Raw genomic sequence first — 23,110 nt, 5'->3', positions numbered from 1 at the left:
ATGCAAGTCAAAAGGGTTAACGGTACGTTATCGGGCCGTGCCGCCCGGAGCCGCGGTTGACACGCCTCCGGGCGGTGTGCGCATAGGACCGACGCCCGATTTGACGCCCGGAGAGCCCCCTATGCACGCCTATCGCACCCATACCTGCGCCGGTCTGTCGAAGGCGGATGTGGGCGAGACCGTCCGCCTGGCCGGTTGGGTCCACCGCATCCGCGACCACGGGGGCATCCTGTTCATCGACCTGCGCGACCATTACGGGATGACGCAGGTGCTGGCCGACCCCGACTCGCCGGTCTTCGCGCAGGTGGAGCGCGTGCGCGCCGAGTGGTGCATCCGCATCGACGGCGAGGTGAAGGCGCGCGCCCCCGAGCTCGTGAACCCCAGGATCCCCACCGGCGAGGTCGAGGTCTTCGTGCGCGACATCGAGGTGCTGGGCGCGGCGAGCGAGCTGCCGCTAATGGTGTTCGGCGATCAGGAATATCCCGAGGAGACGCGCCTGCGCTACCGGTTCCTCGACCTCCGGCGCGAGGCGATGCAGCGCAACATGGTGCTGCGCTCGAACGTCGTGCGCTCCATCCGGCAGCGGATGTGGGACAGCGGGTTCAACGAGTTCCAGACGCCGATCATCACCGCCTCGAGCCCCGAGGGCGCGCGGGACTTCATCGTGCCCTCCCGCCTGCATCCGGGCAAGGTCTACGCGCTGCCGCAGGCGCCGCAGCAGTTCAAGCAGCTTCTGATGGTGTCGGGCTTCGACAAGTATTTCCAGATCGCGCCCTGCTTCCGCGACGAGGATCCGCGCGCCGACCGCAGCCCGACGGATTTCTACCAGCTCGACATGGAGATGAGCTTCGTCACGCAGGCGGACGTGTTCGACATGATCCAGCCGGTGATCGCGGGGCTCTTCGAGGAGTTCGGCGGCGGGCGCCGGGTGGACGCGGACTGGCCGCAGATCTCCTACGCGGACGCGGCGCTCTGGTACGGGACCGACAAGCCGGACCTGCGCAACCCGATCCGGATGCAGGACGTCTCGGAGCATTTCCGCGGCTCGGGCTTCGCGATCTTCGCGTCGCTTCTGGAGCAGGACGGCACCGAGATCCGCGCCATCCCCGCGCCCACGGGCGGCAGCCGGAAGTTCTGCGACCGGATGAACAAGTTCGCGCAGGAGCAGGGGCTGCCGGGGATGGGGTACATCTTCTGGCGCGAGGGCGCGGACGGAATCGAAGCCGCCGGGCCGCTGGCCAAGAACATCGGTCCCGAGCGGACCGAGGCGATCCGGCGGCAGCTCGGCCTCGGCGTCGGCGACGCGGCGTTCTTCCTCGGCGGGCGGGCGTCCGATTTCGAGCCGGTGGCCGGACGGGCGCGGACCGTCATCGGCGAGGAGCTGGGCCTGACCGACAAGGACCGCTTCGCGTTCGCCTGGATCGTCGACTTCCCGATGTACGAGCGCGACGACGAGGGCCGGATCGACTTCTCTCACAATCCGTTCTCCATGCCGCAGGGCGGGCTGGCGGCGCTGGAGAGCGATCCGCTCGACGTGAAGGGCTTCCAGTACGATCTCGCCTGCAACGGCTACGAGCTGGTCTCCGGCGCGATCCGGAACCACAAGCCGGAGATCATGTTCAAGGCGTTCGGTCTGGCGGGCTACGACGAGGACGAGGTGTGCCGCCGCTTCGGCGGCATGGTCCGGGCGTTCCAGTACGGCGCCCCGCCGCACGGAGGCTGCGCGGCCGGCATCGACCGGATCGTGATGCTGCTGGCGGACGAGGCGAACATCCGCGAGGTGATCCTGTTCCCGATGAACCAGCGCGCCGAGGACCTGATGATGGGCGCGCCGTCGGAGCCCTTGGCCGGGCAGCTGGGCGAGCTCGGCCTGCGGAAGCTGCCGCAGGGGTGAGCCTTGGCATGGCGCGGTCCGGTCCGGTGAACCTCTTGCCGCGTGCTGCGTTGGGCTTTCTGCAACCCGATACAGCAAAGGGGATATGCCATGGGTCGCCTGTTCAAACTTTTCGCCTTCTGGAAGATGTTCAAGCGGATGCGGCGGGGCCGCTGACGCTGCCCGCCCGGCGGCGCTGACGGGGCGTCCGTGTTCGACGCGCTGCGCGACGCCGGGTTCGACATCGAGACCCGCAACCACGCCGAGGCGATCCTCGCGGGGGACTTTCCCGGTGCGGTATCCGGACTGATCGACGCGCTGGCCGCGTTCCGGCTGACCGCCGCGGAGATCATCGGTTCGGGCGGGGGGCAGGCGGCCAGCACGATGCGCCTTCGCGACGCGCTTTACCGCGACGGCTGGCCGAAGCACGAATTCGTCACCCGCACCATCGTCGACGGGGTGCAGCGCGAGGCGATCAGCCACGAGATCGACCATGTGAAGCGCGCCCGGGCGGGCACGCTCGCGCTCGAGATCGAGTGGAACAACAAGGATCCGTTCTTCGACCGCGACCTCGAGAACTTCCAGCGGCTGCACGCGCAATCGGCGATCTCGCTGGGCATCATCGTCACCCGCGGCGCCGCATTGCAGGCGGCGATGCCCGACCTCGTGGAGGGCGTGCTGCGGGCCGAGGGAATCGGCGATGCGGCCGAGCTCGAAGCCTGGGGCATGAAGGAGCGCACGTCGCGGCAGCGGCGCATGATCGACGGGGCGCTGCGCCTCGGCGCCGATTTCCCCCGCGCCTTCGCCCGCAGCTTCGTGGCCGACAAGTACGGGCAGGCGACGACGCATTGGGAGAAGCTCGCCACGCGGGTGGCGCGCGGCGTCGGCAATCCCTGTCCGCTGCTTCTGGTGGGCCTGCCGCTTTCGGCGGTGGTGGCCGAACTGCCGGCGATGGCGCGGGGGCCGGACCTGTTCTCGTGAGGCGGGAGGGTCGGCGTTCGGGGGCGGGACCGGTCCGGTGAGCGCGCGATCCGGCAGGGTTTGAGCGAACCGCGCGCCGGGCCGCCCGTCCCGAACACTGCATGGATCGGCGCCGCGTGAAACCGAGCGTGCGAAGGGCGGCCTTCCGTTCAGGCTGTCGAGGGCGCTACTCCGCCGCCGAATTGTAGGCGTAGGTCTTCCAGTTCGGCTTGTAGTCCGAATCCGCCTGATTGCCCCAGACGGTCCAGCCCTCGCGCACGCCGCGTCCGAAAAGCTCGAGATAGGGGCCCCAGGAGCAGCCCTCGATCAGGTCGTATTGCTCGTCGGGCTTGCGGGAATGTTCGCGCTTGCGGCTCTGGATCATGTTGACCTGCCGCCGCCCGGGCGGAAGCGTGCGCACGTCGCGGCCGCGCACGCCGAAGAGCAGGAGTTCGGTCACGTTGCGGAAGTAGAAGCCCACGCCGCGCCCGTCCGAGCCGCCGTCCTTGCGGACCTTGTGCCAGACGACGTTCGACTTGTAGGCGAATCCCCAGGCCCGCAGCACCTGCAGCCCTTCGGGGAGGAGCGCGTTCGGAACCCACATGTAGCAATGCGCCCGGTCTTCCAGATGCGCGGCCACCGGAAGCGCGCAGATATCCTCCACCCCCATCGTCGGATAGCGGGCCAGCCGTTTGTGCTCCGGCGCGACCTTGCCGGTGCGGTTCACGAACCGCCACGGCGGATCGGCGAGAACGCAGCCGAAGCGGTCGTCCCCCAGGAATCGGGTCAGGTCCATGGCCGCGTCAGACGTCATGGGCAACGTCTAGCCGACCCGGGGCCGGTGTCACACCCTGTTTCGGTCACGGACACGCGCATCCCTCTGTGCAAGGGGTGAGAGGACGCCTATCTCTGCGTCATGATTCCGACCCTCGCCGCGATCCGGTTCGGCACCGGCCTGAGCCCCGCCATCGCCGCCCCCGACGGGCCGGCGGGCCTTTTGTCCGCGCTCGAGGGGGCGGACAGGATGGCGAGCGAGGTGCCGATCCCGGGCTGGGACGCGCGGATGGAGACGCGGGCCGAGATCGCGCGTCTGCGCAAGCTCAAGCGCGACGACGAGGAGGCCGACAAACGCTACCAGGACGCGCGGCGTGGAGAGGACCGGCTCTATGTGCGGGACCTGACCGCGACCCTTCTGCGCGGCGCGCGGACCTCCGACGGGATGCGGGAACGGCTGGTCTGGTTCTGGACCGGGCATTTCGCCGTGATCGAGGGGGCCAACATCCTGCGCCGGACCGTCGCAGGCTATGTGGAGGACGCGATCCGGCCCAATGTCGCGAGCGACTTCGCCACGCTCCTGCGGGCCGCGGTGACGCATCCGGCGATGCTGAACTATCTCGACCAGGTGCGCTCCGCCGGACCGGGCAGCCCGCGCGGACGGCGGGGCGGGGGGCTCAACGAGAACCTCGCGCGCGAGATCCTGGAGCTTCATACGCTGGGCGTGGGGACCGCCTACACGCAGACCGACGTGCGCCAGCTCGCGGAGCTTCTGACCGGGCTGACGCAGGACAAGACGGGGCGGGCGCAGTTCCAGCGCAACATGGCGGAACCCGGGGCCGAGACCGTTCTGGGCCGCTCCTACGGGGGGGACCGGCCGAATCGCGGCGACATCGACGCCGTTCTCGACGACCTGTCGGTGCATCCGGCGACGGCGCGGCACGTGTCGGGCAAGCTTGCGCATCATTTCGTCTCCGACACCCCGCCCGGCGAACTCGTGGACGCGATGGAGGCGGCCTGGCTGCGGACGGACGGCGATCTTATGGCGGTCTACGGGGCGATGCTGGACCATCCCGCCGCGTGGCAGCCGGCGCTTGCGAAGGTCCGGGCGCCGCTCGACTTCATGGCCGCGGCGATCCGGGCGACCGGGGCGGCGGACCTTCTCGACGGCGCGAAGCATCCGGAGCTGCGGGAGCGCCTCCTGCGGCCGATGGAACGGATGGGGCAGCCGTGGCTGCGGCCGCCGGGGCCCGACGGCTGGCCGGAGGACGCGACGGTCTGGATCACGCCGCAGGGCTTGGCCGCGCGGCTCGACTGGGCGATGGCGGCCGCGGGCTGGCAGAGCCCGCCGCCCGATCCGCGCGAGCTGGTCGCCACGGCGCTTGGTCCGCTGGCGAGCGAGCGGCTGCTTTTCGCCGCGAGGGCGGCGGAGGATCGCGCCGCGGGCGTGGGCCTCGTCCTGTCCTCACCGGAATTCCAACGGAGATGAGCATGGACCGTCGCCGATTCCTGAGCCTTCTGGGCTGTTCCGCCGCGGCCTATCCGCTGTCGACGCCGATGGCCTTCGCCTCCGCGCCGGGGGAGAACCGGCTCGTCGTCGTCATCCTGCGCGGGGCGATGGACGGGCTCGATGCGCTGCAACCCTACGGCGATCCGGATCTGGCCCGCCTTCGGCCCGGCTTCGCGATCGGCCCGGCGGCGGGGGCGCTTGACCTGACCGGCTTCCACGCGCTGCATCCCGCGCTGGGGCCGCTGCTGCCGCTGTGGCAGGCGGGCGATCTGGGCTTCGCGCAGGCGGTCAGCACGCCCTATCGCGGCAAGCGCAGCCATTTCGACGGGCAGGACATCCTCGAGGCGGGAACCGCGGGGGAGGTTCCGGATGCGCGCCAGCGCGACGGCTGGCTCAACCGGCTGCTCGCCACGATGCCCGGCGCGCATGGCCGGACGGCCTTTGCCGTGGGACGCGACGAGATGCTGATCCTGCGGGGCGCGGCGGATTACGCGAGCTGGGCGCCGGATGCCGGGCTCGACCTCGCGCCCGCGACGATCGACCTGCTTCTCCACAGTTACCACGACGACCCGCTGTTCCGGGAGAACGCGGAGGCCGCGCTGGAGCTCGCCGGCGTGAGCGGGGTCGGCAAGGGGCGCCGGGCCGACGCGCTCTTCGCCTTTTCAGCGGCGCAGCTTCGCGAGAATGCCCGGATCGCGACGCTGTCCATCGGCGGCTGGGATTCGCATCGCGGCCAGCCGCGGCAGGTCGCGCGCGGGCTGGAAACGGTGTCGAGCGGACTTCTGCGGCTGAAGGCGGATCTGGGCGAGGTGTGGGACCGGACCATGGTCCTTGCCATGACCGAGTTCGGGCGGACGGCGGCGCAGAATGGCACGATGGGCACCGATCACGGGACCGGGGGCACGATGCTCCTCGCCGGCGGGGCGCTCGACGGCGGGCGCGTCTGGGGCGACTGGCCGGGCCTCGCGGAGACGCAGCTCCTCGACGGGCGGGACCTGATGCCCACGCGCGACGTGCGGGCCTACGCGGCCTGGGCGCTCCATGACCTGTTCGGGACCGAGCGCGCGGCGCTCGAGACGCTGATCTTCCCGGGGCTCGAGATGGGAACGGACCCGCGGCTGCTCGCCTGACATGCGAAGGGCCGCGCGGGCTTGTTCCGGCGCGGCCCCTGATCGACCCGGCAATTTCGTTCAGGCGAAGCGCCTTACTTGATCTTGCCTTCCTTGTATTCGACGTGCTTGCGCGCCACCGGGTCGAACTTCCGCACGACCATCTTCTCGGTCATGGTGCGGGCGTTCTTCTTGGTGACGTAGAAGTGGCCGGTGCCGGCCGAGGAATTCAGCCGGATCTTGATCGTGGTGGGTTTCGCCATCTGGTGTCTCCTTCTGTCGGTCGCGCGGGCTTCGTCGCGCCGACCGCAAAATCCGGGAAGTCGCCTTCTAGCCGCTGCTCCGGGGGTGTCAAGCCGCGCATGGTCAGACGGCGGGCGCGTCCCGCAACTCCACGAGGGTGTAGGCTCGGACCGGGGCGGGCCGGAACACGACTTCGCGGGCGTCGTCCGTGCCGCTGTGATACCGCATGTCGAACCGGAGCGTACGCGCCTCCTCTTCGGCGGCATCGACCGCTTCGGCGACGGCCGGACGGTCCTCGAAGCTCCAGAAGCTCGTGAAGGCGAGGCCGCGCAGATCGTCGTCGCGACGGAAGCCGAGTGCCTGAAGCAGGGCCGGACCGAAAAGCGCGATGCGGCCGTCGCGGTGCAGAAGGCCTCGCCGCCCCTGCGCGACGATCATCCGAAACCGCTCCGCGTCGCCGTCGTCCTTGACAGTCGGTATGTCTCGCATGGCCAGTTGCATCATGATCTCACACTCGGTCGCTGCGCCCGAGGATCAGGCGATCGGAAGGGGAATTGCACAAGGGAAAGATCGTCAATCCGAGGAAGTTCCCGGAGGCCTGGCCGATCCCCGGCGGGTTCTTGCCGAAGCCGGCCGATTTCGGCGGAGGTGCGGGGGGCCTGTAAGCCGGATTTTGTGCCGCGGATTCCGCGGTGACGACCATTCCTCTGGATCGCGAATCGCTTCGCGACCTCGAGCTGCCAACCCGGATCGCCGGGGCGAAGCACCCCCGCCCTCGCGGGCACGCGATCCCTATTCGGCATTGCTCCCGGTGGGGCTTGCCATGCGGAGGACGTTGCCGCCCTCCCGGTGGGCTCTTGCCCCACCGTTTCACCCTGACCCTGCATGCAGGGCGGTCTGTTTTCTGTGGCGCTGTCCGTCGGGTTGCCCCGCCCGGGCGTTACCCGGCACCGTTGCTTCGTGGAGTCCGGACTTTCCTCGGGGCGCGAACCCCGCGGCCGTCCGGCCCCCCGCGGAACAGGGCGTTAAGTCGGCCGGCGGCGCGCGTCAATGGTCCGGCCGCGCCTGTTACGGGGCACGGCGCCTCCGTCGGGCGTATTCGCGCCAGGACGACGGCTCAGAGCGGAAAGCGACGGGCGAGATCCGCGGCGAGGCCGGCATCCACGGCATCGAGCGGGCCGCGCGCGCCCGGCCGGAAGCGGAGCCGGAACGTGGCGAGCCGCGTCGCGTCGTCGACCTCGGCGGTGTAGCCGAACCGGCGGGCGTGGTCGTGGAACTGCGCCGGATCGGCCTCACCGCTTTGCGGCCAGACCGCGCGCCCGCCCCGTGCGAGGCGGCGCCAGTCGAAGCGGGGGCCAGGGTCGATCTTGCGGCCGGGGGCGCAGTCGGAATGGCCGATGACGCCCTCAGGCGCGATGTCGTGCCGGGCCATGAGGTCGGCCAGAAGCGATTCCAGCGCGTCTATCTGCGGCGCGGGGAACGGAGAGGCGGCGTCGTTCGACAGCTCGATCCCGAGGGAGCGCGAGTTGATGTCGTCCCATGGCCCCCAGCGTCCGGCGCCCGCGTGCCAGGCGCGATGCGTTTCGGGGACGAGACTGCTCACGTCGCCGGTCTCCCCCACGACGTAGTGGCAGGACACTTCGGTCGCGGGATCGCAGAGGCGCTTGATAGCGGGGCCGGGTCCGCCCGTCATCGCCGTGTAGTGCAGCACGATCAGGTGAGGCCGGGTCACGCCGCCGCGGCGCGGCCCGTGGTTCGGGCTCGGCCGGTCCGCGATCCGCATCCGGTGGGTCAGTTCGACTGAACGAGGGTCCGCACGACGGACGGATTCCAGTCGCAGGCATTGCCGTCGCCATCGGGATCCAGACCGAGCCGGTCCCGCGCGGGGCCGCCCGCTTCGAGAAAGGCTTCCTGCGCAAGGTCGGGGCTGCTGTAGCCCGCACATTGCCGGGCCATGCGGTCGGTCGAGGCGCGCAGGCCGCGGCGATAGGCCTGCGTCCCGACCGGCTGCGCCGGACCGAGCGCGTAGGCGAAGATGTTGGGGCCCGTGCTGTCGGGGCGTTCCAGCTCGACCGGGGCGGCGACCTGGTACTGCTGGCGGGCGATGCGGAGGCGTTCGGCATCGGCGGCGATGCCGCGCTGCGCCGAGACCGCGCCGAAATCCTGCTCGTTGCTGATGGCGGGATTGTTGCGATCCAGATCCCCGACATTGAGCGAGGATGCGCTGAGATCGGTCAGCGCCCCGTTCGGGGGTGCGGCGGGCGACGCAGGCAGGGCGGGAACCGCGGGATCTTCCACGGGTCCCATGTCGCCCAGCGGATTGGCGGCGAGCGGCGGCTGGCCCAGCGCGTTGCGGGTCTCGCCGGCCAGCCGCTCCGCCTCGATCTGGGTGGAGGTGGCCGCGTCGAATTCGAACGGGTCCTGCGACATCCGCTCGAAGGAGCCCCGGCGACCGGCGGCGGGCGTGTCGAGGCCGGTCCCGTAGCCCGTCGGCTGGACGATGGCGCTTTCGGGAACGGAAGGCGCGCAGGCCGACAGAATCGTAAGCGTGGACAGGGTGATCAGGACGGGGATCGCGCGCATTTCGGACCTCGCTGCGGTTTCGGACGTGCTACCACCATTTCTCCGCCCGTGCCACGAAACCGGCACGATCCTCGAGACATTGTGCGGCGTTCAGGAGCGCGCCCTCCTCCCACGGCCGTCCGATGAGTTGCAGCCCGAGGGGAAGGCCGCGCCGATCCTGCCCCGTGGGCAGCGCGATGCCCGGCAGGCCGGCGAGGTTCACGGTGACGGTGAACACGTCCTGCAGGTACATCTCGATCGGGTCGGCCTCCGCCATCGCGCCGAGCTCGAAGGCGGGCGAAGGCGTGGCCGGCGTCAGGATCGCGTCGACGCCGCTCGCGAAGGCCTCCTCGAAGTCGCGTCTGATCAGAGCGCGGACCTTGCGGGCATGGTTGTAATAGGCGTCGTAGAAACCCGCCGAGAGGACGTAGGTGCCGACCATGACGCGGCGCTGTACCTCGTCGCCGAAGCCTTCGGCACGGGTCTTCTCGTACATCTCGGTCACGCCGTCGCCCTGATCCAGCGCCGCGCGGCGGCCGAAGCGGACCCCGTCGTAGCGGGCGAGGTTCGACGACGCCTCGGCGGGCGCGATGACGTAATAGGCGGGCAGGGCGTATTTCGTGTGCGGCAGGGAAATGTCGCGGATCCCGGCTCCCGCGTCGCGCAGCATGGCAATGCCGTCCTGCCAGCGGGCCTCCACCTCGTCGGGCATGCCGTCGAGGCGGTATTCGCGCGGGATGCCGATGACCTGGCCGCGGATGTCGCCGGTCAGCATCGCCTCGAAGTCCGGCACCGGCAGGTCGGCGGAGGTGGAATCCTTCGGGTCGTGGCCGGCCATTGCCTCCAGCATGATCGCGGCGTCGCGCACATTGCGCGTCATCGGTCCCGCCTGGTCGAGCGATGAGGCGAAGGCGACGATGCCCCAGCGGCTGACGCGCCCGTAGGTCGGCTTGATGCCGACCGTCCCGGTCAGCGCGGCGGGCTGCCGGATGGAGCCGCCCGTGTCGGTGCCGGTCGCGCCGAGGCAGAGATGCGCGGCCACCGCCGCGGCCGAGCCGCCCGAGGAGCCGCCGGGCGTCAGCGCCGCGTCCGAGTTGCCCGCCCGCCACGGGTTCACCGCGGCGCCGTAGGTCGAGGTCTCGTTCGACGAGCCCATCGCGAACTCGTCCATGTTGAGCTTGCCCAGCATCACCGCGCCGGACGTGAAGAGCTTGTCGGTGACGGTGCTCTCGTATTCCGGGCGGAAGCCATCGAGGATGCGCGAGGCCGCCTGCGAGGGCACGCCTTTCGTGCAGAACAGATCCTTCACGCCGATCGGGATGCCGCACATGGCGGGCGCGTCGCCACGGGCGAGCCGGGCATCGGCGGCCCGGGCCTGCTCGCGCGCGAGGTCGGGCGTGTGGTGGACGAAGGCGTTGAGGGCGCCCGCGGCCCCGGCCGCCTCCAGATGGGCCTCCGTCAGCGCCACGGCGCTCGTCTCGCCGGCGCGGAGCGCGTCGCGGGCCCCGGCGATGGTCAGGTCGGTCAGCGCGCTCATTCGACCACCTTCGGCACCGCGAAGAACCCCTCGCGCGCATCGGGCGCGTTGGCCAGGACCGCGTCCTGCTGATTGCCGTCGGTCACCACGTCCTCGCGGCGCTTGAGGCGCATGGGCGTGACGGAGACCATCGGCTCAACGCCCTCGACATCGACCTCGCGCAGCTGCTCGACGAAGCCGAGAATGGCGTTGAACTCTTGTGCCAGACCGTCCAGCCGGTCCTCGGGTACGGCGATCCGGGCGAGCTTCGCCACCCGTCTTGCGGTTTCGCGGTCGATGGACATGGAACCTCCGGACTTGTCGTCCGCGGTCTACAGGGCGTGGGGGCCGGGTTCAATATCGCGCCGGGATGCCACAGCGCGGCCGCCGCGCGTCAGGGGCACTTCGATCAGGGGGTCAGTTCGATCCGGACGACCAGTCCCTCGGGCCGCCAGTCCGGCACGAGGGTGCCGCCGGATCGTTCGATGAGGTCGCGAATGATGCGCGACCCGTTCTCGCGGTCGGGTGTCGCGACCTTGGGCCCGCCGATCTCTTGCCAGGTCAACTCGAACCGTCCGTCCGGGCGCGGATCGGTCCAGACCACCTCCACATGCCCCTCGTCGGTGCCGAGCGCCCCGTGCTTGACGGCGTTCGCGGCAAGTTCGTGCAGGGCGAGCGTAAGGGGGGTGAGCTGCGACGGCGACAATTCGATCCCGGCGCCCTCTACCCGCGCCTGCCGCGCGCCGTGCGGCGCGTAGGCGTGCAGCACGGTCTCGACGAGGTCGCGGAGCGGCATGGTCGTCGCCCGCTCGAACGTGGAGAAATGCGCGCGACCGAGCAGGTCGAGCCGTTCCGTGACCGTCTTGGCGAAATCGACGACGCTCAGCGCCTCCTTCGCGGTCACGCGGACCGCAATCGTCATGACGTTTACGATGTTGCGGAGCCGGTGCGCCCGTTCCTCCATCTCCGCGGCCAGCTTCCGTTCCTCTTCCGCGCGCTTCTCGGTCACGTCGAGCTGGGAGCCGAAGAACAGGATCGTCTCGCCCTCCGGGTTCTGGATCGGGCCGATCTGGAGGGCATTCAGGAACGAGCTTCCGTCCTTGCGGTAGTTCACGATCTCGATCGTCGTGCGGACGTTGTCGACGATAGCCTTGCGGACCGCCGCGATGCTTTCGGCCGTCGTGTCGGGACCCTGCAGGAACCGGCAGTTCCGATTCAGGACCTCCGCCTCCGTGTAACCCGTGAGGTCGAGGAACGCCGAATTGACGTAGACGATCGGGTTGTCGGTCTGGTTCGGATCGGTCACGCAGATCGGCACGCGCACCTGTTCCAGCATCCGCAGGACCGACGGTTCCAGCGGTTCGGGTGTGGACGGAAAATCGGACCGGTCCTTTGCCATTCCAGACCTTGACGCTTGCAGACGGTCCCTTAATCAGGCTGCGGCCGGTGAAGGTCAACAGCGACATCGTATGCTTTTTGTAAAGTTCGCCGGCCGCCGGGTCTTGCGTCCCCCGCACGTGACGCGATAGCGTTCCGTCCGACGCGGGCGTTGTGTAATGGTAAGACCTCAGCCTTCCAAGCTGATGATACGGGTTCGATTCCCGTCGCCCGCTCCATGATTTGCACCATTCCTCGCGGGTCCGTCCGGCCCGTTCGCACGACCCCGTTCGCACGACGCGGCCGCCGAACGACGGTGCCGGGATCGTCCTTCGATGCGGGCGATGGACGTCGCGATGGCGTGCTGGCGCGGCTTTCCGCCCCTCGGAGCGATTGCGACCGCGCGCCGCGCTCGCTTGCGTCCCATGCTCTTGACGCATAGCTAACCCGGGAAAATCCGGAGTTTCCATGTCCGATATTTCCGCTACGGCAGACCGCGAAAGATCGAAGCGGATCGGCAGCCTCCGCGCCCTCGCGCCGTTCTTTCGGCCGCATCGTTTCATGGTCTTCGCGGCGTTCGCTGCGCTGGTGTCCACGGCCTGTGTCTCGCTGATCCTGCCGCTGGCCGTGCGTCGGGTCGTCGACGGGTTCCAGACCGGCGAGACGCAGCTTCTGGACCAGTATTTCGGCGCGGCGCTGCTGATCGCGGGCTTGCTCGCGGTTGGGACAGGGTTGCGCTACTACCTCGTCACCCGGCTGGGGGAGCGTGTCGTGGCCGATATCCGCAAGGCGGTGTTCGGGCGGATGATCGGGATGTCCCCGGCCTTCTACGACAACATCCTGACGGGCGAGGTCCTGTCGCGGATCACCACGGACACGACGCTGCTACTTTCGGTGATCGGGTCGTCGGTCAGCGTGGCGCTCCGCAACGTCCTGATCTTCGCGGGCGGGCTCGCGCTGATGCTGTGGACGGCGCCGAAGCTCTCGACGCTCGTCCTGGTGATCGTGCCGGCGGTGATCGTGCCGATCCTCGTGCTCGGCCGGCGGCTTCGCAAGCTCAGCCGGGAGAACCAGGACTGGATCGCGGAATCCTCGGGGCGGGCGTCGGAATGGCTGCTCTCCGCGCAGACGGTGCAGGCCTATACCTACGAGGGCGAGGCCACGCGTCGCTTCGACGACGTGACCGAAAAGGGCTTCCGCAGCGCGCAAACGCGCATCCGGGTGCGCGCGATCATGACGGCCATCGTGATCCTGCTTACCTTCACCGGCATCGTCGGCGTCCTCTGGATCGGCGCACGGGACGTCCGGGCCGAGGCCATGACCATCGGCATGCTGATCCAGTTCCTGATCTACGCGATCATGGTCGCGGGCGCCGTGGCGGCGCTGTCGGAGATCTGGGGCGAGCTGCAACGCGCGGCCGGCGCGACCGAGCGGCTGGTGGAACTCCTGGAGGTCGAGGACGAAGTGCGCGACCCGGCGCAGGCCCGGCCGTTGCCGCCGAAGCGTGGCAACGGCGAGACGGTCGCGTTCGAGGACGTGCGTTTCGCGTATCCGGCCCGGCCCGGGACGGCGGCGCTCGACGGGGTGACGCTGCAGGTGGCGCCCGGCGAGACGGTGGCGCTGGTCGGTCCGTCGGGGGCGGGCAAGACCACCTTGATCCAGCTTCTGCAGCGCTTCTACGACCCGAGCGGCGGGCGCGTCACGTTGGGCGGCGTCGACCTGCGCGAGCTCGACCGGGCCGCGCTGCGCGGGCGGCTGGCTCTGGTGCCGCAGGATCCGGTGATCTTCGCCGCCTCCGCCCGCGACAACATCCGGTTCGGCAATCCGGGGGCGAGCGACGCCGAGGTGGAGCGGGCCGCCCGCGCCGCCGCCGCGCATGATTTCCTGGAGGCGCTGCCCGAAGGCTACGACACCTATGTCGGCGAGCGCGGCGTGATGCTCTCGGGTGGACAGAAGCAGCGCATCGCCATCGCCCGCGCGATCCTGCGCGACGCGCCCGTCCTGCTTCTGGACGAGGCGACCTCGGCGCTCGACGCGGAAAGCGAACGACTGGTGCAGGACGCCGTGGCCCGACTGGCCGAGGGGCGCACGACCATCATCGTCGCGCACAGACTCGCCACGGTGAAGCAGGCCGACCGGATCGTCGTGATGCAGGACGGCCGGATCGCCGCGCAGGGCACCCACGAGGAGCTGGTCGGGCAGGGCGGTCTCTACGCGCGGCTGGCGCGGCTGCAATTCACCGAAGGTCTGGCCGCGGAATAGGCGACGGCGGCTTGAAAGCAGTCTCACCCTCCCCCATCGTGGCGCGACCATGGCGGGGCAGGGAGGTCCCGCGCAACCGGGAGGGCACGATGGCATCCTTCGTTACCAGGCAGGACATCCTCGACATCGAGGCGGCGGAACCCTGGGCGGAGGTGCAGCCGGCGGCCACGCTCTACGAGCTGCTGACGAAGACCACAAACGCCCATGGTGACCGGCCCGCCATCTCCTACCAGCTTTTTTCCGGGCCGAAGGACGCCGCGGAGACGCTGACCTGGCGCGCGTTCCACGAGCAGGTGACACGGGGCGCGAACCTGCTCCGATCGCTCGGCGTGGGCGAGACGGACACGGTGGCCTATATCTTGCCGAACTGCACGGAGGCGGCGACCGTTCTGCTCGCCGGCTGCGTCGCGGGGATCGCGAACCCGGTCAATCCGCTGCTCGAGGCCGACCAGATCGCCGCCATCCTGCGGGAGACGAACGCCAAGGTGGTGGTCACCCTGCGGTCCTTTCCCAAAAGCGACGTGGCGCAGAAGGTCGCCGCCGCGCTGGAACAGGCGCCGGACGTGGAGACCGTGCTCGAGGTGGACCTGCACCGCTACCTGACGGGTCTGAAGCGGTTTGTCGTCCCGTTCCTCCGCCCGAAGACGAAGGTCGGGCACCGGGCCCGGATCCTCGACTGGACGGCGGCGCTCGCGAAGCAGCCGCGCGAACTGAGCTTCCCGGATGCCGGGGGCGACCGCGTCGCGGCCTATTTCCATACCGGCGGAACGACCGGCATGCCCAAGGTCGCGCAGCACCGCTATTCCGGCATGATCTACAACGGCTGGATCGGGCAGCGGCTGCTGTTTTCCGAACAGGACAACATCCTGTGCCCGCTGCCGCTGTTCCACGTCTTCGCCTGTCACGTGATCCTGATGGCCGCGCTCACCTCCGGCGCGCATGTGATCTTTCCGACCCCGCAGGGCTACCGGGGCGCCGGCGTGTTCGACAACATCTGGAAGCTGATCGAGCGCTGGAAGATCACCTTCGTGATCACCGTGCCCACGGCGATGTCGGCCATGCTGCAGCGGCCCGTGGACGCCGACGTGAGCAGCGTCCAGACCGCGTTCGTCGGCTCCTCCCCCCTGCCGCTGGAACTCTTCCGGCGCTTCGAGGCGAAGACCGGTGTCACCGTCGTCGAGGGATACGGGCTGACCGAGTGCACCTGCCTCGTTTCCTGCAACCCGCCCGAGGGGGAGAAGCGGATCGGATCCGTCGGCATCCCGTTCATGCACACGGACGTGCGGATCATGGTCAAGGACGGGGACGGTCCACGCGATTGCGAAACGGGCGAGGTGGGCGAGATCTGCGTCGCCTCTCCCGGCGTCGATGCCGGGCATACCTATACGGAGGCGGCCAAGAACGACGGCCTTTATTTCCACGATCGCTACCTGCGAACCGGTGATCTGGGCCGGCTGGACGCGGAAGGTTATCTGTGGATCACCGGCCGCGCGAAGGATTTGATCATCCGGGGCGGCCACAACATCGACCCGGCCCTGATCGAGGAGGCGCTGGCCGGGCACGAGGATGTCGCCATGGCCGGCGCCGTCGGTCAGCCCGACGCCTTTTCGGGAGAGCTGCCCTGCGCCTATGTCGAGCTTGTCGCCGGCGCTTCCGTCACCTCCAACGAGCTGGTTTCCTATTGCCAGCAGCATGTGCCGGAACGGGCCGCCCGTCCGAAATACGTCGAGATCCTTGACGAGTTGCCGAAAACCGCCGTGGGCAAGGTCTTCAAGCCCGATCTCCGCCGCAGGGCCATTGCCCGGGTCTACAACGGCGCGCTGGCCGAGGCGGGCGTCGCCGCGAGGGTCGTGCGCGTGGTCGAGGACCGGACGCGGGGCATGGTCGCGGAGCTGGAGCGGACGGGGGAGGTTACGGATGCAGCGGTGACCGACGTGCTGGGGCATTACACGCGGCCTTGGCAATGGGCGGACCGGGGCGGCGCGAAATCCTGACCGTCCCCGCAAACAAAAGACGCCCACTCTCGCGGGCGTCCAGGGATCGGCCTGCTTTTCCGGGGATGCAGCCGTCTTCAGGTCGTCGTATCAGCTCAATCGAGTGCGACGAGGTCCGATGCGGAGGCGCGTCCATCGCGTCCGTCCCGGAGTTCGTATTCGACCTTTTGATTGTCGCGAAGGCCCGTCAGCCCCGCCCGCTCGACCGCGGAAATATGAACGAAGATGTCCTTTCCGCCGTCATCCGGGGCGATGAAGCCGTAGCCTTTGGTGGTGTTGAACCATTTCACGGTGCCAGTGGCCATTCCCGTGTCTCCTTAGTATCGTCCCGCCCGCAACATCGCGGCGGCATGGTGGACGCCGGCACGGAGGGTCTGCACGTTCCGAATCAGCGAACACAATCCTGAGCTAACCTCTCGATGTACCACGTCAAGGAAATCCTCGTGTCCGTCAGCATACCTTGATGTCCTCCTCGACGATCATCCTCCATGGCCTCGGGTCCTGCGATACGTGTCGGGCGGCGCGCAGGCGTTTGGAGGCGACGGGGCGGACGGTCGTTCTGCGCGACCTCCGGTTGCAGGCGCCGGATGCCGCGGAGGTCGCGCGTTGGCACGACGCGTTGGGCCCGGAACTGCTGAACCGACGGTCGGCGACATGGCGGCGGCTGGAGGAGGCGGACAGGGCGGGCGATCCGGAAGCGCTGATGGTGGCGCATCCCACCCTGATCAAGCGGCCGGTGGTCGAAGCGGACGAACGCCTTCATCTCGGCTGGACCGAGGCGACCCGCACCGCGCTGGGCCTCTGATCTCACCCCTGCGGAAGCTCCAGAACGACGTTCCGGCCATCGCGCTGATAGCGAAGCTCGCTTTCGCCGATGGCGATCACCCGGCCGCGTTCGAGCTGGTCCCCGGCCTTCACCTTGACGTAACGGCCGTTCGGCAGGCGCACCAGCGCCCGGCGGGCGTCGGACTGGCCGTAGACGCCGATCAGGCTGGTTTCCCGCATGCGAAGTTCGTTGGCCTGCGTCGCGGCCCGGGCGACGTCGCCCTCGGTGGAGCGGATGACCTGCCGACTCACCGCCGCGGGGGCAGGCTCGGGCGGCGCGGCCTGTCGTGTCACGATACGCTGGCTGCGCTGGGCCGTGGTCCGGGCCTCGGAGGTCTGGGCCGGAACCGGCGCGGCCTCAGCGGCACGGCTGGCCAGAGACGCCGCAGCGGCGGCCGCGGCGGCGGCGATGGCCGCGGCCTGCTGGGCCTCCGCTTGGGCCGCGGCGGCGTCGGCTTCGGTTTGCGCCTGCGCCGCGGTCGCGATGGTCTCCGGGCGTCGTCGGGGGCGCAGCTGGGTGATTTCGTCGGACGTCTCGGACGTCTCGGACGTCTCGGACGTCTCGGACGTTTCGGCGGGCTCGATTTCGATGCGGCCCTCGGCATCGTCCGGGCGCGGGACGGGACGCATGCCCGTCAGCGCGGGGGGCTCGGATTCGATCGCCGCCTCCGCGGCCTCCTCCGGTTCGAGGCGACCCTCCGGGCGGGGCGATGGCATGACATCCGGCCGACCGGCGATCACGGTATAGCCGCCGGTGGCGGGGGTGCCTTCCACGCTCGGCGCGACGGGGTCGTCCGAGGTAACCTCGGTCTCCGTCCCAACCGGGATCGCGCTGTCCGGCGGGCGGAACGGGTCGGGGGCCGGCTCCGCCCGGGACAGGGCCGCGGCCTCGCCCGAGGGCACCGCCGGATCGGCGGTCCCGACACGGATGTCGTTGGCCGCCTCGGTCTCGGGGGCGGCGAGCGCGGTCGCTTCGGCGCGGGCGGCGGGCCCGGGGCCGTCTGTCGGTTCCGCGGAGGGCCTCGCGGCGAGTTCGACGGCGGGCGGCACATCCGGCGCGGTGTCGCGCTCCGGAGTCGCTTCCTCCAAGGACGTCGCCGCGTCGCTTTCCTCACCGGCGGCCCCGGGCGACGTCGCCTCCGCCGTTTCCGCCGGTCCGCTTTCAGGCCCCACCCCGCCCCCGGAAGCCTCCGACGCGACGCGATCCGGCGCCATGACACCGGGCTCCTCCCGCTCCGGGACCGCTGCTTGCTCGACGGGCGGGGCTGGGGCGACGTCGAGCGCGATCTCCTCCGGCGTCATGACCGACCACAGTCCAAGCGCTCCAAGGGCGACCAGAAGCACGACCGTGAGCAGAAGCGCCATGCGTCCGACGGCCGGTCGGGACACGGCCGGCGTCGTATCCGCTGGCCCTGTCGCCTTCGGGTCGAGGGGCGCGATCCGCGGCGCGGCGAGCCTGTTCGCCCGAGGTTGCGTGGCCCCGTCCGGCATGGGTGCGGGGGGCGCGGCCGTCGGACCGTCCGTGTCGGACCGGCGCCGCGACGCGAAGGATGGACCGGGTGTCCGATCGCTCCCCCCGTCGGCGCGGGCCGCATGCATTGGCGGATCGCTCTCCTCACCCGGATCGGCCACCGGCATCTTCGATCCGTCCGAGGCGGCGGCCGCGTCCGACGGAAGCTTTTGCTCGCCCGGTCCGGCCGACGGCAGGGCGTCCTCCTCCGCGACCCCGACGGGCGTTGCCGGCGCGGCGCTCGAGACCGTAAGCGCCAACGGCTTCAGCGTTTCGATGAGGTCATCCGCCACGGCGGGAACCGGCGGCGTCGGCGGCGGCGCGGACCGGGCCATCGCCGGGCCTGGCGGGTCGGCGTCCTCGACGCGGCCGAGGGCCGCCTCGAAGCTCTCGTCCTCCGGCCCGTCCTCCGGCAGGGACGGAGCGGGACGCGCCTCGAACCCGTCGGCGAGGTCGAGCGTGACCGGCACACCGCGCAGGAGGTCCGACGCGAGGCCGGTCGGGCCGAAATCCGGACGCCCCGGATAAAGGCCCGCCGCGGGGTCGGCGACGATCCGAACCGGGCGGAAGCCGAAATCCGTCGCGAAGGTCTCGGCCTCCGCAAGCGTTTCTTTCGCGACCACGGCGACTTGCAGGCGGTCGCCCTTCTGCGCGAAGTCGAAGACGAGGTCCTCGACGGCATAGGGCGTCCGCCCCTTCAGCGACGTCCGGATCGTCGCCCGCGGATCGCGGTCGTCCCGCTCCACCGAGGTATAAAGGACCTGGTTGTCCGGCAGGATCAGGATCGAGGTGGTGTCCTCCCCCGCCCGCGAAAAGGCGTGCCGGCGCATCCGCTCCAGCCGGTCGCGCATGTCGTCGACCTCGAGCGGCACGATCCCCTCACGCAGCCACGCGCCGTCGTCGCCGCGGGTCAGGACGGCGACGTGGTCGAGGGCGAGATTGAGCGCGATGCGTGGGGTCATGCGGTCCGCCTAGCATGGGGGCGCCGTGTCGCGACAGGCGTCCGGCGCGGGACTTAAAGTCTAGGCCGGGAGATCGCGCAAGGTAAACCCGCGCAGCCCTGAGTTGTGCCCGCCCCCTGCCGACCTTGACCGCCACGGCCTGCGGTGTAGGAGGGATGCGACATGCGCGGAGGATCGACATGGCCGGGTTTTTCAGGCGCCTCGTAGGATGGTGGGACGGGCAGAGCTTCGGCACCGCCCTGTGGTCCCGTCGTCACGGCCAGGAGGTCGGGCGCGACGATCTGGGTCACGTCTATTTCCGCAACGCCGACGATTCGCGCCGCTGGGTCTTCTATCCGGGCGACAATGACGCGAGCCGCGTCCCGCCCGAATGGCATGGCTGGCTGCACCGCACGATCCAGCGACCGCCGAGCGAGGCGCCGCTGACACGTCGCGGCTGGGAGAAGCCGCCCAAGCACAACATGACCGGATCCGACGAGGCGTTCTTCCGCAAGGGTTCGCTGCGGCGCGCCGACGTGGTCCCCGAGCGCGACTACGAGGCGTGGAGCCCCGAGTGATCCGCGCGGTCCTCGCTGGCCTGCTCGGTTTCGCGCTGGCCGCCCCCGCGCTCGCGCAGCAAACGCAGGTCCGCACGCGGACGGCGCCGGGCGCGGTGCTCCGCACGCTCGACCGGACGTCCGGCGAGGTGATCGACGTGGAGATGTCCTCCGGCCAGACGATGGCCTACGGCTCGCTGCAGGTGACGCTTCAGGAATGCCGCTTTCCGGCGAACAACCCATCGGGCGATGCGTTCGGCCTCATCAAGGTCGTCGATGCCCGCGACGTTTCCGAGCTTTTCGCCGGCTGGATGGTCGCCTCTTCGCCCGCGCTCAATGCGCTGGAACATCCGCGCTACGACGTCTGGCTCCTGAGGTGCGCGACTTCGGACGGTTGAGGCACGGGCCCGGTCAGCCGGGCACGGTGCTGCAACGCGTCGGCGAGAAGGGTGTGATAATGCTGCCGCGGGATCTCCACGGCGCCGAGGCTGGCGAGGTGGTCGGTCAGGAACTGCGTGTCGAAAAGCGTGTAGCCGCGCTGGCGCAGCAGCGTGACCAGAAAGGCCAGCGCGAGCTTCGACATGTCGCGCCGGCGCGAGAACATCGACTCCCCGAAGAAGGCGGTGCCGAGGGTGACGCCGTAGACGCCGCCCACCAGCGCGCCGCCGCTCCAGACTTCCAGCGAATGGGCATAGTCGTCGGCGTAAAGCTCCGCGTAAAGACGCCGGATCGGAGCGTTGATCCACGTCGTCTCCCGCGCCGCGCAGGCATCGACGACGCCGGCGAAGTCGCGGTCGAGCGTCACCTCGTAATCGCCCCGGCGGATGACCTTGGCGAGCGAGCGCGACAGGCGGAACCCGTCGAGCGGGAACACGCCGCGGCGCTTCGGATCGACCCAGTAGATTTCGGGATCGTCTTGCGCCTCGGCCATCGGGAAGATGCCCGCGGCATAGGCCATCAGCAGCGTCTCGGGCGTGATCTCGGGCGTGTCGCGGGGCATGGCGCGAAGATAGGCACCGATCCCCCGGCTTGAAAGCGACATTGCGCCCGCGGGGGACCGAAAGGCCGGTCCGTCAGGTGAGGTTGCGCGCGAGCCATTCCTCGAGCCAGTGGATCGTGTAGTTGCCGGCCATGATGTCCGGATCCTGGACCAGCTCGGCGAAAAGCGGGATCGTGGTGTCGACGCCGTCCACGATGATCTCCCCCAGGCTGCGGCGCAGGCGGGCCAGCGCCTCGTTGCGGTCGCGTCCGTGCACGATCAGCTTGCCGATGAGCGAATCGTAATAGGGCGGGATGCGGTAGCCGTCGTAGATGGCGGAATCCATCCGCACGCCGAGGCCCCCGGGCGCGTGATACTGCGTGATCCGGCCGGGGGAGGGCGTGAATTGCGGCAGCTTCTCGGCGTTGATTCGCACCTCGATCGCGTGACCGTTGAGGCGAAGCTCCTCCTGGTGGAACGACATCGGCAGGCCCGCGGCCACGTTGATCTGCTCGCGCACGAGGTCGACGCCGAAAACGGCCTCCGTCACCGGATGCTCCACCTGCAGGCGCGTGTTCATCTCGATGAAGTAGAAGTTGCCGTTCTCGTAAAGGAACTCGATCGTACCCGCGCCGGCATAATTGATCCGCGCCACCGCCTCGGCGCAGGTGCGGCCGATCTCGGCGCGCTGCTCGGGCGTGATCGTGGGGCCGGGGGCCTCTTCCAGCACCTTTTGGTGCCGCCGTTGAAGGGAGCAGTCGCGCTCGCCCAGATGCACGGCCCGGCCGCGACCGTCGCCGAAGACCTGCACCTCGATATGCCGGGGCGTGTCGAGATACTTCTCGAGATAAACCTCGTCGTTGCCGAAAGCGGCCTTCGCCTCGCTTCGCGCGGTGCGGAACGCGGTCTCGAGCTCACCCGCGCTGCGCGCGAGCTTCATGCCGCGCCCGCCGCCGCCGGCCGTGGCCTTGATGATGACCGGAAAGCCGATCTCCGTCGCGATGCGCTCGGCGGCCTGCAGGTCCGGCACGCCGCCGTCGGAGCCGGGGACGCAGGGCACGCCCAGCTTCCGCATCGTCTCCTTGGCGGTGATCTTGTCGCCCATGACGCGGATATGCTCCGCCGTGGGGCCGATGAAGGTGATGTCGTGATCCTCGAGCACCTGCACGAATGCGGCGTTCTCGGACAGGAAGCCGTAGCCTGGATGGATCGCCTCGGCCCCGGTGATCTCGCAGGCCGACACGATCGCCGCGACGTTGAGGTAGGATTGCGTGCTGGGGGCGGGTCCGATGCAGATCGACTCGTCGGCCATTCGGACATGCATCGCGTCGGCATCGGCGGTGGAGTGGACGGCGACCGTCGCCACCCCCATCTCGCGGGCGGCACGAACGACGCGCAGTGCGATCTCGCCCCGGTTGGCGATCAGGATCTTGGAGAACATGGGATCAGGCCAGGATCACGAGGGGAGCGCCGTATTCGACAGCTGCGCCGTCCTCGACGAGGATACGCTTCACCTGACCGGCTCGCGGGCTCGGGATCTGGTTCATCGTCTTCATCGCCTCCACGATAAGGAGGGTCTGTCCTTCCTCCACCGTGTCGCCGATCTGGACGAAGCGCGACGCGCCCGGCTCGGACGAAAGATAGGCGGTGCCGACCATGGGGGAGGTCACCGCGCCCGGATCCTGCGCCGGGTCCTGCGGTGCGTTGGTGCTCGTGGATGCGGCCGGGGCGGACGGGGCCTGCGGCGCGTGCGTCACGGCGACGGGTTGCGGGGCCGGGGCGGGCGCGGCGGTGAGCTGACGGGCGACCCGGACGTTAAGGGCGTCGTCCTCGCCGTATTCGCGCGACACCTCGAGTTCGGTCAGGTCGTTCTCGCGCAGAAGCTCCGCGAGCGCCTTGATGAAGGCGACGTCGCTGTCATGGGTCTTCGTCATTGCCGTCTCCGCTGCGTGTTTTCGGGGCCCTAACCCGTCCCAGGCGTCAGGGGAAGCGCCCCGGGGGCACCGATCGTCCGGACGTAGCGCGAACAGCGCAGCTTTGCCACCACTCGACCGCGTCGGGCCGAAGGGCCCGCGGAGGACGGCCTGTCACCGATCGTCCGGGCGGACGCGAAGGCCG

The 23,110-nt window shown here is 69.7% G+C and carries 22 protein-coding genes, 1 tRNA gene and 1 other RNA gene; 10 read left to right on the top strand and 14 right to left on the bottom strand.

All coding sequences use genetic code 11. From position 1 onward, the window contains the following. The first annotated feature begins 121 nt into the window (after positions 1-121). Complete coding sequence (aspS, locus tag Q1B08_RS00505; RefSeq protein WP_299813040.1) at positions 122-1,894, top strand: aspartate--tRNA ligase; 1,773 nt, start codon at positions 122-124, stop codon at positions 1,892-1,894. A 189-nt stretch (positions 1,895-2,083) separates the two neighbouring features. Beyond that, positions 2,084-2,854, top strand: a complete 771-nt coding sequence (locus Q1B08_RS00500; RefSeq protein ID WP_299813037.1) for a BglII/BstYI family type II restriction endonuclease — start codon at positions 2,084-2,086, stop codon at positions 2,852-2,854. Positions 2,855-3,020: 166 nt separating this feature from the next. On the opposite strand, the gene Q1B08_RS00495 is transcribed toward Q1B08_RS00500, so the two are convergent. Next, a complete protein-coding gene (locus tag Q1B08_RS00495) occupies positions 3,021-3,647 on the bottom strand; it encodes an MT-A70 family methyltransferase (RefSeq protein WP_299813034.1) in 627 nt (208 codons plus the stop codon). A 102-nt stretch (positions 3,648-3,749) separates the two neighbouring features. Between Q1B08_RS00495 and Q1B08_RS00490 the strand changes: the two genes are divergently transcribed. Both Q1B08_RS00490 and Q1B08_RS00485 read left to right on the top strand, forming a co-directional pair. Continuing rightward, entirely contained in the window at positions 3,750-5,096 is a 1,347-nt protein-coding gene (locus Q1B08_RS00490) for a DUF1800 domain-containing protein (RefSeq protein WP_299813031.1), read from the top strand. 2 nt (positions 5,097-5,098) lie between these two features. Beyond that, a complete protein-coding gene (locus Q1B08_RS00485; RefSeq protein WP_299813028.1) occupies positions 5,099-6,247 on the top strand; it encodes a DUF1501 domain-containing protein in 1,149 nt (382 codons plus the stop codon). Between the two features lie 74 nt (positions 6,248-6,321). Here Q1B08_RS00485 and rpmG read toward each other — a convergent pair whose 3' ends face one another. The 8 genes from rpmG to Q1B08_RS00445 form a co-directional block, all read right to left on the bottom strand. Continuing rightward, entirely contained in the window at positions 6,322-6,489 is a 168-nt protein-coding gene (gene rpmG, locus Q1B08_RS00480; protein ID WP_055661766.1) for a 50S ribosomal protein L33, read from the bottom strand. A 103-nt stretch (positions 6,490-6,592) separates the two neighbouring features. Beyond that, positions 6,593-6,973: a hypothetical protein gene (locus tag Q1B08_RS00475; protein WP_299813025.1), complete on the bottom strand. Its 381-nt coding sequence runs from the start codon at positions 6,971-6,973 to the stop codon at positions 6,593-6,595. A 142-nt stretch (positions 6,974-7,115) separates the two neighbouring features. Further along, positions 7,116-7,483: RNase P RNA component class A (gene rnpB / locus Q1B08_RS00470), an RNA gene on the bottom strand. A gap of 103 nt (positions 7,484-7,586) precedes the next feature. Continuing rightward, a complete protein-coding gene (locus Q1B08_RS00465) occupies positions 7,587-8,252 on the bottom strand; it encodes an N-acetylmuramoyl-L-alanine amidase (RefSeq protein ID WP_299813022.1) in 666 nt (221 codons plus the stop codon). Between the two features lie 8 nt (positions 8,253-8,260). Then, positions 8,261-9,052 carry a hypothetical protein gene (locus Q1B08_RS00460; RefSeq protein ID WP_299813019.1) on the bottom strand — a complete coding sequence of 264 codons (792 nt, stop codon included), beginning with the start codon at positions 9,050-9,052 and terminating at the stop codon, positions 8,261-8,263. Between the two features lie 28 nt (positions 9,053-9,080). After that, entirely contained in the window at positions 9,081-10,568 is a 1,488-nt protein-coding gene (gene gatA, locus Q1B08_RS00455) for an Asp-tRNA(Asn)/Glu-tRNA(Gln) amidotransferase subunit GatA (protein ID WP_299813016.1), read from the bottom strand. Next, complete coding sequence (gatC, locus tag Q1B08_RS00450) at positions 10,565-10,852, bottom strand: Asp-tRNA(Asn)/Glu-tRNA(Gln) amidotransferase subunit GatC (protein ID WP_299813013.1); 288 nt, start codon at positions 10,850-10,852, stop codon at positions 10,565-10,567. The genes gatA and gatC overlap by 4 nt, the downstream gene beginning before the upstream one ends. A 104-nt stretch (positions 10,853-10,956) precedes the next feature. Next, positions 10,957-11,946 carry a PAS domain-containing protein gene (locus Q1B08_RS00445; RefSeq protein WP_299813010.1) on the bottom strand — a complete coding sequence of 330 codons (990 nt, stop codon included), beginning with the start codon at positions 11,944-11,946 and terminating at the stop codon, positions 10,957-10,959. Between the two features lie 143 nt (positions 11,947-12,089). Here Q1B08_RS00445 and Q1B08_RS00440 point away from each other — a divergent pair. From Q1B08_RS00440 to Q1B08_RS00430, 3 genes are all read left to right on the top strand, one after another. Then, positions 12,090-12,163: transfer RNA gene (locus tag Q1B08_RS00440), tRNA-Gly, on the top strand. A 229-nt stretch (positions 12,164-12,392) separates the two neighbouring features. Continuing rightward, the gene (locus tag Q1B08_RS00435) at positions 12,393-14,186 is read left to right on the top strand and encodes an ABC transporter transmembrane domain-containing protein (protein WP_299813007.1); all 1,794 of its coding nucleotides are present in this window, start codon (positions 12,393-12,395) and stop codon (positions 14,184-14,186) included. 89 nt (positions 14,187-14,275) lie between these two features. Then, positions 14,276-16,180 carry an acyl-CoA synthetase gene (locus tag Q1B08_RS00430; RefSeq protein ID WP_299813004.1) on the top strand — a complete coding sequence of 635 codons (1,905 nt, stop codon included), beginning with the start codon at positions 14,276-14,278 and terminating at the stop codon, positions 16,178-16,180. Between the two features lie 95 nt (positions 16,181-16,275). Here the strand turns inward: Q1B08_RS00430 and Q1B08_RS00425 are convergent, their stop codons facing one another. Further along, positions 16,276-16,485 (bottom strand): cold-shock protein, encoded by a 210-nt coding sequence (locus Q1B08_RS00425; protein ID WP_299645979.1) that lies wholly within the window; start codon positions 16,483-16,485, stop codon positions 16,276-16,278. A gap of 158 nt (positions 16,486-16,643) precedes the next feature. On the opposite strand from Q1B08_RS00425, the gene Q1B08_RS00420 reads away from it, so the two are divergent. Further along, positions 16,644-16,985, top strand: coding sequence for an ArsC/Spx/MgsR family protein (locus tag Q1B08_RS00420; RefSeq protein ID WP_299813001.1), 342 nt, complete (start codon positions 16,644-16,646; stop codon positions 16,983-16,985). A 2-nt stretch (positions 16,986-16,987) separates the two neighbouring features. On the opposite strand, the gene Q1B08_RS00415 is transcribed toward Q1B08_RS00420, so the two are convergent. Beyond that, positions 16,988-19,477 carry a hypothetical protein gene (locus Q1B08_RS00415; RefSeq protein ID WP_299812998.1) on the bottom strand — a complete coding sequence of 830 codons (2,490 nt, stop codon included), beginning with the start codon at positions 19,475-19,477 and terminating at the stop codon, positions 16,988-16,990. 179 nt (positions 19,478-19,656) lie between these two features. Here Q1B08_RS00415 and Q1B08_RS00410 point away from each other — a divergent pair, with 179 nt between their 5' ends. After that, positions 19,657-20,034, top strand: coding sequence for an NADH:ubiquinone oxidoreductase subunit NDUFA12 (locus Q1B08_RS00410; protein ID WP_299812995.1), 378 nt, complete (start codon positions 19,657-19,659; stop codon positions 20,032-20,034). Then, positions 20,031-20,411 (top strand): DUF2155 domain-containing protein, encoded by a 381-nt coding sequence (locus tag Q1B08_RS00405; RefSeq protein ID WP_299812992.1) that lies wholly within the window; start codon positions 20,031-20,033, stop codon positions 20,409-20,411. Before Q1B08_RS00410 ends, Q1B08_RS00405 begins: the two co-directional genes overlap by 4 nt. Here the strand turns inward: Q1B08_RS00405 and aat are convergent. The 3 genes from aat to accB form a co-directional block, all read right to left on the bottom strand. Further along, positions 20,369-21,013, bottom strand: a complete 645-nt coding sequence (gene aat, locus Q1B08_RS00400) for a leucyl/phenylalanyl-tRNA--protein transferase (RefSeq protein ID WP_299814844.1) — start codon at positions 21,011-21,013, stop codon at positions 20,369-20,371. The genes Q1B08_RS00405 and aat overlap by 43 nt on opposite strands. Before the next feature lie 73 nt (positions 21,014-21,086). After that, a complete protein-coding gene (accC, locus tag Q1B08_RS00395) occupies positions 21,087-22,433 on the bottom strand; it encodes an acetyl-CoA carboxylase biotin carboxylase subunit (protein WP_299812989.1) in 1,347 nt (448 codons plus the stop codon). Between the two features lie 4 nt (positions 22,434-22,437). Continuing rightward, entirely contained in the window at positions 22,438-22,926 is a 489-nt protein-coding gene (gene accB, locus Q1B08_RS00390; protein ID WP_299812986.1) for an acetyl-CoA carboxylase biotin carboxyl carrier protein, read from the bottom strand. Positions 22,927-23,110 lie beyond the last annotated feature (184 nt).

It is taken from the genome of uncultured Jannaschia sp., from assembly GCF_947494025.1.
Lineage (GTDB): Bacteria > Pseudomonadota > Alphaproteobacteria > Rhodobacterales > Rhodobacteraceae > Jannaschia.
This window is presented reverse-complemented; position numbering and strand designations above follow the sequence as displayed.